This is a genomic window from Rhodopirellula sp. JB055 (genome assembly GCF_043100905.1).
Lineage (GTDB): Bacteria > Planctomycetota > Planctomycetia > Pirellulales > Pirellulaceae > Rhodopirellula.
In genome coordinates this window covers 1-6,363 of record NZ_JBICHO010000327.1, presented here as the reverse complement: position 1 = coordinate 6,363, position 6,363 = coordinate 1, and the positions used below count along the sequence as shown (strand labels likewise).

Annotated in this window: 4 protein-coding genes and 4 tRNA genes; all 8 read right to left on the bottom strand. The window is 57.2% G+C overall.

The genetic code is table 11. From position 1 onward, the window contains the following. Positions 1-631, bottom strand: a 631-nt coding sequence (locus ACF8AM_RS12985; protein ID WP_392556038.1) for a GTP-binding protein, incomplete at its 3' end; no start/stop codon positions are given. Between the two features lie 238 nt (positions 632-869). Next, positions 870-941, bottom strand: a tRNA-Thr gene (locus tag ACF8AM_RS12980). A 109-nt stretch (positions 942-1,050) separates the two neighbouring features. After that, positions 1,051-1,121 (bottom strand) — tRNA-Gly (locus ACF8AM_RS12975). Between the two features lie 83 nt (positions 1,122-1,204). Beyond that, positions 1,205-1,286 (bottom strand) — tRNA-Tyr (locus ACF8AM_RS12970). A gap of 261 nt (positions 1,287-1,547) precedes the next feature. Then, positions 1,548-1,620 (bottom strand) — tRNA-Thr (locus ACF8AM_RS12965). Between the two features lie 164 nt (positions 1,621-1,784). Beyond that, entirely contained in the window at positions 1,785-3,560 is a 1,776-nt protein-coding gene (locus ACF8AM_RS12960; protein ID WP_392556037.1) for a DUF6798 domain-containing protein, read from the bottom strand. Then, the gene (gene pdxA / locus ACF8AM_RS12955) at positions 3,545-4,600 is read right to left on the bottom strand and encodes a 4-hydroxythreonine-4-phosphate dehydrogenase PdxA (protein WP_392556036.1); all 1,056 of its coding nucleotides are present in this window, start codon (positions 4,598-4,600) and stop codon (positions 3,545-3,547) included. The genes ACF8AM_RS12960 and pdxA overlap by 16 nt, the downstream gene beginning before the upstream one ends. After that, positions 4,597-6,363, bottom strand: a 1,767-nt coding sequence (gene mutL, locus ACF8AM_RS12950; RefSeq protein WP_392556035.1) for a DNA mismatch repair endonuclease MutL, incomplete at its 5' end; no start/stop codon positions are given. The genes pdxA and mutL, both read right to left, overlap by 4 nt.

Here is a 6,363-nt window from a genome sequence, read left to right as displayed (position 1 = left end):
CTTCACGAGCTGGTTCGGGGATGTACTCGTCGAGTGCATCCATGAGTTCCGAGATGCCCTTGCTGGCTTCTGGGTCCGATGGGTTGTTGTATGCCGGCAGCGAGCTTCCTTGGATGACAGGAACGTCATCGCCTGGGAAGTCGTACTTGCTGAGCAGTTCGCGGACTTCGAGTTCGACCAACTCGAGCAACTCTTCGTCGTCGACGAGGTCACACTTGTTGAGGTAAACGACGATGTAAGGAACGCCAACCTGACGAGCCAAGAGAACGTGCTCTTTGGTCTGTGGCATCGGGCCGTCTGCGGCCGACACAACGAGGATTGCACCGTCCATTTGGGCGGCACCCGTGATCATGTTCTTGACGAAGTCAGCGTGACCTGGGCAGTCAATGTGTGCGTAGTGACGTGTTGGCGTTTCGTACTCAACGTGAGCCACGGCGATGGTCACGGTCTTCGTTGCGTCACGAACCGTACCGCCCTTCGCGATATCGGAATAACCTTTCGCCTGGGCGAGACCCTTGGCTGCTTGAACAGCGAGGATTGCACCGGTCGTGGTGGTTTTACCGTGGTCAATGTGGCCAATCGTCCCAACGTTCACGTGGGGCTTGGTCCGTTCAAATTTGTCCTTAGCCATGCTGATTCACCTACAATCGCGACCTGCACCACTACCCCCGCTGAGATACGCCCTGCGGAAGCCCTCCTCGCCTGCGACCGTGTTCACACCCACGGTGGACCGCTGACGAATCGGCCGTGCCGATCGCATTCGATCTACAAAAATCGAAACGAAACGGAAATGTTTGGACGTCCCGTATCTGAAAGGGCCAACGTCTTTCTTCCCACGTGGGAGATGTTGACCCGCCGGACGACCGGAGAGCTGCTGATGGGATTTGAACCCATGACCTCATCCTTACCAAGGAGGCGCTCTACCCCTGAGCTACAGCAGCAAAAAAAAACTGCTAGCGAACGGCACTGTTGTTACCGATCAGAAGCCCGGGCGTTGCCCACGCGTCTGACTCGACCAGGAGCCGCAAGTCACTAGTAGCTTTCGTTTTAAGCGGGTGAAGGGAATCGAACCCTCGTATTCAGCTTGGAAGGCTGCTGCTCTACCATTGAGCTACACCCGCAATTGAAAAGGGCCAACATTCGTTCCTGGCAAGCAACCTTGGGTAAGGTCATTTGCCGGATGGATTGTCAGTCGTTTTCGAAATGGGGGCTATTGGATTCGAACCAATGTAGGCATAGCCAGCGGATTTACAGTCCGCCCCCTTTAACCACTCGGGCAAACCCCCAAATCTTCTGTTTGAATCAAAAGTGTGGCTTCTGATTCAAATGTCTTCTCTTCTCGGTGCCGCGGCACCTTGTTGTGGTGCATTGGCACCACGTGTTAAGTGCGATGGCACCCGAATCGATCTTCTTTTTGTTTTCTTCTGTGTTCTTCTTGTCTACGTTTCGTCTGCGTTGGGTTCAATTTTCTTGAACTTGATTGGCAAACTGTTTCGGTTGTCTGTTGTTCGGTTCAATCGCCGTCGGCGCTGAAACGATTTTGCAAGAGCCAACGGAGGGATTCGAACCCACGACCGGCTGATTACAAATCAGCTGCTCTGCCAACTGAGCTACGTTGGCCAGCTCAAGTTCACCCCATGCGTCAACCGATCGATCGGCCTTGCGATGAGGAAGGGAGAGTGTACCGATCCGCGAACGGGCGACAAGACGGAATTGGGCCAAAATTGGCCTCCCCACAAAATTCTTGGCTGAATTTCTTCGCAAAAAGCCAAATGGACGCTTGGTCAAGGGAGTTCATACACGGCGTAGGTCGAATTTCGCTGGCTCGAAGCAGGATAAATCTGTACCAGAGGCAATTCAGGGCCCACAACTCGGCGGTCCACCACAATCCATTCACACCCATATTTCGCCCGCATGGATCGCAACTCGTCGTAGCGAATGGTGACTCGCATGGCCGAAAGTCGCTTCGGGTACACCTCGAGGAAACGCTTGGCCCACTCTCGCAACGCGACCGCGTTTTGAGGCGTGTCTTTCCAGTTTACGACCTCCGCCCGGTGAGCGTACCATTTGAACGTCTGTTGATGCCGCGGCGTGAGTAAAACTGCGTCGTCTGGGGTGCTGGCCCGAATGAATTGGCAGACGTCGATCCAATCTTCCAGCGTTTGTCGCTGCTCGGCGTATCCCGCATCGGAATTCAGCCCCAGCAAACGATTGCTGACCGAGACCGGAACCCCCGTCTGCATCCGCTCCCAACAGGCTTGAGCGAAAAATCCCATCGCCAACACCATTCCCAGCCCGCCGAGCCAGGTGATCGGGCGAACCGGTGAACGCGAGACGCTGGCATTTTCTTTCGAAAAGATTGGTTTGGCCAGATAAAAATGGACCACCAGAAATGCCAAGGCGAGCGGGGTGACCGCATCGGCCAAGCGGAACCAGTAAAACCGAAGCAGCTTCGCGGCTTGATCCGGGTAAAACGCTGGGAGCATTCCAATCAGCAATCCAGTCAGGCTGATCCCCATTGCGCCAACAGCGAAGCCGCCCAGAATGCGGAAACCGATGGCTCGCTGCAGACCGTCATGAACGGAATCGGTTGCAGGCAAGTTTCCGCTGGACGCGCCGTTACATTGGTTTTCGGAAGATTTCCGCCACGCGGTGAACAGTCCCGCGAGGCAAACCAGCGTCAGCACAGAATGGCGGATGTACCAATCCCAGTGGAAAGCCGCGGGCATCAAATGGTGCGAGATCCGAAAGTAAGCGTAAATCCGAGCCGCCGAAATCTGCTCGGCCTCGGTGGCACCCCAGGACATCGCGGCAGCGGGAACCAACCCAAACAGGGACAGGGCTCCTCCAAGGAACAAACCTCGGCTGAAGAAGGCGGGGATAGAGCGGGCACTCTCGCTCGCTCGTTCGCCTGCCAATTCGGAGACCCGCCAACGTTGGGGGCCACGCTCGGTGATCCAATATGCGAACGCGGCAGCGACCACGGACCAGCCTCCGGTTAGCACATGAAACCCGGCCGCAGCACCCAACCAAACCCAACCTCGCGACCAGCGCCGCTGGGCAATGTCGGCCAACCCGAAGAGCACCAAGCCGTAGGCGGGAACCTTCGCTTCAATTCCACCCACGACCCACTCGCCGGCTAAATTCCCGTGCTGGATTCCTAGAATCCACAAGATCATGACCCACACGCTGCTGATCGGTGGCATCCGCATCGCTTGAGTCAGTCGAAGCAAGCCTGCCGCCAGGATCGACCAACCAACGATCCGCCCCAACCAAGCGGTGGTATTGAGCGAGACAAATTGAGTTGGCCAACCAAACAACCCGTAGTAGGTAGCGTGGGCTTTGCCGGAGGACGCAAAAAGATCGTTGGCACACCAATCGGGTTGCCAGAAGTTTTTCGCTTTGACTAAGTAATGAGCTTCGTTGACCGCCGGAGCGGCGTCGCCAGCGTACAAAAAGCACACGCCCATCAGGGCCAGCCAGCTCCATGCTATCGAAGACCGAGTGGGCTGGATTTGCTGTTCCAGGCATGACTCCCCTGTCGTCACGGCACCGCCCATCGTACCGCTGCCAACATGCTATTGATGCTGGCTTTTCCTTGCCAAGCCAGGTCCATGGCCGTCCCGTGGTCGACGCTGGTGCGAATGATGGGCAATCCAAGCGTGACGTTGACCGCGTCGTCAAACGACAACGCTTTCAAAGGAATCAATCCTTGGTCGTGATACATGCAAACGTAAATGTCGATTCGTTCTCGCATCGCGGGCGTGAAGGCGGTGTCGGGCGATAGCGGTCCTTCGATCGTCCATCCTGATTGCCTCGCAGCCTCAATCGCGGGCAGGATGATTTGTTCTTCTTCTTGGTGGCTAAACAATCCGTTTTCACCCGCATGTGGATTCAGGCCACAAACAGCGATGCGAGGCGGCAGCAAACTACCGCGATTTTGGTTGCGGCGTTGCACCGTTTCGCCCGCCAAGTTGATCGTCCGTGTTAGCGATTCGGTCTTGAGCTGCGTGGCGACATCGGCCAGCGGAATGTGGATCGTTTCAAGAACGCACGCGATCGTGTCGCTGGCCAGCATCATGCGAACGTCTGCTGGTTCGCCGTGCGCTGCCCTGCCCGCTCGATCCGCCAACAACTCGGTATGGCCGGGAAAATCGATCCCGGCTTGATGCCAAGCTTCCTTCTGGATGGGCCCCGTTACAATCGCGTCGACGTGACCCGATACCGCTGCGTCAATCGCGTCGGTGACGGATTGATAGGAGGCTCGCCCGGTCGCGGCACTGAATTTTCCTGGCGTGAAGCCATCGAGCTCTTCTGCAGTGAGTTTCCCGCAATCGACGATCACCCCGCGCGGTGCGTTGCTTGGTATCGATTGTTTTGGCATGTCCAGAAATTCGGCCAGCGAGATCGTGCCGGGGCAATCACAGCCCAGCTTTTTCGCGGCCCGTTGGTAGATCGCCGCGTCTCCAAACAGCAGCGGGTAACCCTGCGATTGGACTTCCGGTGAGTCCCATACTCTGAGCGAGATTTCGGGGCCAATGCCAGCGGCGTCCCCCATCGTGATCGCCAGCTTGGGACGCGGGTGATTCGCGTCCGTCATGACGACACCGAGGCTTTACCACGCGGGCCCAGTCGACCAAACATTCGGTCCAGTTCATCGCGGCTGAAGAACAACGCCGTTGGCCGACCATGTGGGCAGTGATGCGTTTCTTGGTACAAATCCTTCTGTTCCAGCAAGCTGGTGATCTCTTCCGGCGACAGCGGATCGCCCGCTTTCACGGCAGCTTTGCATGCAACCGTGCTGAGCAAGTGATTCAGCAAATCCTTCGGGTTGGGATCTCGGCCAGCGCCCATCACGGATTCCAAAACCGTTCGCAACATCTCGGCAGGCGGCTTGTTGGGCAGCATCGCTGGGTAAGACTGGATCAAAATCGTTTCGCCGCCAAAGTCCTCGATCTCCAGTCCGATTCGGCTGAGCGTGTCCTTCACCTCGAGAGCCGCAGCTCGCTCGGCCGGAGTCAGCGAAACGGGTTCTGGAACCAACAACTGTTGGGCTTCCAAAGAAGCGTTTTCGTGAAGCACTTTTTGGCAGACTCGTTCGTAGAGCACACGTTCGTGCAGAGCGTGTTGATCGATCACAACCATGCCTTTCTCGTCTTGCGTGACGAGATAACGCTGATGCACCTGAAATCCAAGGTGACTCACGCTGGGTGTGGGAACACCGGTGGCCTGAGCTGCATCGTGTGACGAGCCGGCTGTTCCTGGATCATTCGCGTTGGAACTACCTGAGTTGTCGCCATCCCACGGCGTCATCTCAATGCCCTCGGCGGCTGTCGATGGACGATGTGAATCGACACCGGCGGCGGATCCCGGTGACCAGGTGTTCGGCGAACCGAGCGGCGCGGACGGGGCTGCCATGCCTGTGGAGGCGTGCGAGCCATGGCCAATGGAATTGGAATCACCGAACGGTCGAAATTCCGGCGTGCCGCTTGTTCCGCCCAGCATCTGAGTATTGGACGTCGCGTAAGCTCCCGGTGGAGATCCACCGGTTCGGGCCCATTCAATCACGGACTGACGTTGTTGGTCGACCTCATTGGGACGCATGCCCATGACCGATTCGGGAGCGGTCTGGCGTTGTTCCTCTTCGCTCATCGGTGCGGGGACCGGGTTGGAGCCCACACGATGAGTCATGTCGGTGGAAAGAAAACGCTGGCGGAGCGTTTGTAGCAATCGGCTGTACACTCGTCCGCTGTCGGTGAATCGAACTTCCAGTTTTGCGGGGTGCACGTTGACATCGATCATGTCTGCTGGCATTTGCATTCGCAGGAAGCAAACCGGATGGCGGCCGACCATCAACATGCCTCGGTAAGCTTCCCCCAACGCATGTTGCAGGGCTCGGTCTCGGATGTGCCGACCGTTGAGAAACAGGTACTGCATTCGGTTGTTGCCTCGGCTGACCGATGGGTCGCAGGCATAACCGGTGATCTGAACGGTTTCGTCTTGGTTCTCGATTGGAATCAACGCTTCGGAAATTTCGGTTCCAAAGAAAGACTCGATGCGATCCGCCCAACGCGTCGTCGGCAAGAGGTCGAACATCTCCTTGTCGCCGTTGCGCAGGACAAAGTGAACCTTCGGGTTGGCAAGGGCCAAACGCGTGAAGGCTTCGACGATGTGCCCGCGTTCGGTTTGCGGGGTCTTCAGAAATTTTCGACGAACCGGCGTGTTGAAAAACAAGTTTCGAACTTCGATCACCGTGCCGACCGGACAGCCGCACGGGCCAGGTGTTTCAATCACTCCCCCGCGAATGTCGATTTGGCACCCGCCGTCTTGGCCTTCGGCGCGGCTGCGGATGGTCATTTGAGA

Excerpts from the sequence above, each read along its gene's own strand:
- ACF8AM_RS12960 (WP_392556037.1), bottom strand. The coding sequence starts at position 3,560 with ATGGGCGGTGCCGTGACGACAGGGGAGTCATGCCTGGAACAGCAAATC.
- pdxA (WP_392556036.1), bottom strand. The coding sequence starts at position 4,600 with ATGACGGACGCGAATCACCCGCGTCCCAAGCTGGCGATCACGATGGGG.